Consider the following 2,487-nt stretch of genomic DNA (forward strand, 5'->3'; position numbering starts at 1 on the left):
CATCGCCAAGCTGACCCGCGGGCGCACGAAGACGACGCTGTTCCTGATGTGCCTCATCCCCTTCTGGGTGAGCGAACTGGTCCGCACCTTCGGCTGGATGATCCTGCTGCGGGAAACGGGCATTTTCTCGGGCCTGCTGCAATATCTCGGGCTGGTCGGCGGCCCGGTCGAAATGCTCTACAACGATGCCGCGATCATGACGGGGCTTGTCTATACCTCGATGCTGTTCATGGTGGTGCCGCTCGTCACCACGCTGGACAGTCTGGACGACAGCCTGATCGAAGCGGGCTATGATCTGGGGGCCAGCGGCTTTGCCATCCTGCGCGAAATCGTCATTCCCCACGCCATGCCGGGCATTGTGTCGGGCTGTATCGTGGTCTTCATGCTGAGCCTCGGCAATTACCTGACCCCGATCCTGCTGGGCGGCAAGGACAGTCTGTGGTTCACCGGGCTGATCTATGACCAGTTCATCACCCGCTTCAACTGGGAGCTGGGCTCCGCCTTCGGGTTCCTGCTGCTGGGCCTGTCCTCGCTGATCGTGTTTCTGGGGCTCAAGCTGTCCGGGCAGTCGCTGGGCAAGACGATGGCGCAGACATGATCGTCGGCATCCCGCAAAGCGGCGCGTTTCGCTGGACCTACCGGGCCTATGTGACCCTGTTTTTCATCTACCTCGCACTGCCGCTGATCACCGTCTGCGTCTTTGCCTTCAACGACAGCGTCTTTCCGTCGCTCCCGTGGGAGGGGTTCACCTGGGCATGGTTCTTCGGAACGGAGGCCCCCTATATCGGCGTGTTCCACGAACGCCCGATCCTGCGCTCCATCGTGACGAGCGCCATCGTGGCGTTCTGGGTGTCGGTCCTTTCGGTCATCGTCGGCACCACCAACGCGTTTCTCTTCGTCCGCTATGAATTCCGCGGGAAGGGGTTGCTCTATATCCTGATGCTGCTGCCGCTGATCATTCCCGGGATCATCCTCGGCATCTCGATCCTCGTGTTTTCATCCACCGTCGCCAACACGCTGGAGGACGCGACCGGCCTCTGGTTCGACGGGCTGCGGCCCGGTCTGATCCTCGTGGTGCTGGGCCAGTTTTCGTTCATCACCACGTTTGCCACGCTGGTCATTTCCGCCCGGTTGCAGAAATTCGACCCCAGCCTGGAAGAGGCGGCCTTGAATCTGGGGGCGACGCCATGGGGTGCCGTCCGCGCGGTAACGCTGCCCTTTCTCTACCCGGCGATGGCGGCGGCGGGCGTTGTCGCGGTGCTGATGTCATTCGAGAACTTCAATACCACTCTGATGCTGGTGGGGTCCGACGCGCCGCTGACCATCACCATGTTCGACCGGCTGAAGCTCGGCTCTACCCCGGTGCTGAACGCGGTTTCGCTGTTGCTTATGGTGGCCTCCGCCGTGCTGGGGCTGGCGAGCCTGCTGTTGCAGAAACGGCGGGAGTAGGGCGTTCGACATCGAAGGCTGTGAACCATGCCTTTCCCCGGGGCCTCTCAGCAAGTCCCGTTCAAATCCAGCGCCTCACCTCGTCCTGATAGCCGAGATACGGTTTGCCGAGATGCGCGGTCAGTCGCGCTTCTTCGGGCAGGATGAAGAGACGGAGGAGAACGAAATAGAAGGGCACCAGTAATAGGAGCGCCCAAGGCGAGCCCAGGACAAGGCACCACCCGGCCAGAACCACCATATCCGCCAGATAGATGGGGTTGCGTGAAAAACGGTAGGGCCCTGTGCGGACGAGGGCGGTAGGCGGCTGGTGCGGAACGATCGTCGTGCGGGCCTTTCGGAAGGCCGTTGCCGCCCAGACCATGATCGCCATGCCAAGGCCCATCAGCATATATCCGAACACCACGAATTCCCCGCCCCAAGGGGCGTGGAACCGGGCGATCAGCCAGGCGAGGGCCATGAAGCCTACCAGCCAGACGGGCGGATAATTGAGCGTCGGTTTCAAGCTTGGCTCCTTTCACTCTGCGCCGTGGAACGTCTTCATCGCATTTCCTATCCGACGGTGAATTGCCCCATCATGCCCGCATCCTCATGTTCGAGGATGTGGCAGTGATACATGAAGGGCGTCTCTTTGTCGGCACGCTTGTCGAAACGAACGAGGATCTCGGTCGGGCCTTCGATATGCACCACGTCCTTGAGGCCGATCCGCGCCGGATCGACGGCGCGTCCGCCCATCATCAGAACCTGAAACGAGGTGCCGTGAACGTGGAACGGATGGACCATCATATCCGCGTTTATGCGCCACAGCTCGGTCTCGCCCATGGGTACGTCAAAGTCGATGCGCCCCATGTCGAAGGATTTTCCGTTGATGCCCATGATCTGGCTGTCGCGCCCGATCAGGTTGTTGAACATGCTGCCCATCATGGATCCCGCATGCATGTTGAGCATGAACTCCCGTGTCCGCGCCGGTGCGCCAAGGTCGGGCAGTTCCGCGGGGAGGGAGGCAGGCAGGCGCGCCGGTCCACGCGCGGTGGCATCGCC

The 2,487-nt window shown here is 61.7% G+C and carries 4 protein-coding genes; 2 read left to right on the forward strand and 2 right to left on the reverse strand.

All coding sequences use genetic code 11. The features are described from left to right. Together A3764_RS13135 and A3764_RS13140 are read left to right on the forward strand one after the other, a co-directional pair. The coding region (locus A3764_RS13135; protein ID WP_067951653.1) for an ABC transporter permease at positions 1–598 on the forward strand (598 nt) is incomplete at its 5' end. Further along, entirely contained in the window at positions 595–1,449 is an 855-nt protein-coding gene (locus A3764_RS13140) for an ABC transporter permease (RefSeq protein ID WP_067925089.1), read from the forward strand. The genes A3764_RS13135 and A3764_RS13140, both read left to right, overlap by 4 nt. Positions 1,450–1,510: 61 nt before the next feature. On the opposite strand, the gene A3764_RS13145 is transcribed toward A3764_RS13140, so the two are convergent. Both A3764_RS13145 and A3764_RS13150 read right to left on the reverse strand, forming a co-directional pair. Further along, positions 1,511–1,951, reverse strand: coding sequence for a methyltransferase family protein (locus A3764_RS13145; RefSeq protein WP_082850937.1), 441 nt, complete (start codon positions 1,949–1,951; stop codon positions 1,511–1,513). 47 nt (positions 1,952–1,998) lie between these two features. Next, positions 1,999–2,487: multicopper oxidase domain-containing protein (locus A3764_RS13150; protein WP_150122174.1), on the reverse strand; the 489-nt coding region annotated here is incomplete at its 5' end.

The organism is Sulfitobacter sp. HI0129 (assembly GCF_001635395.1).
Lineage (GTDB): Bacteria > Pseudomonadota > Alphaproteobacteria > Rhodobacterales > Rhodobacteraceae > Sulfitobacter.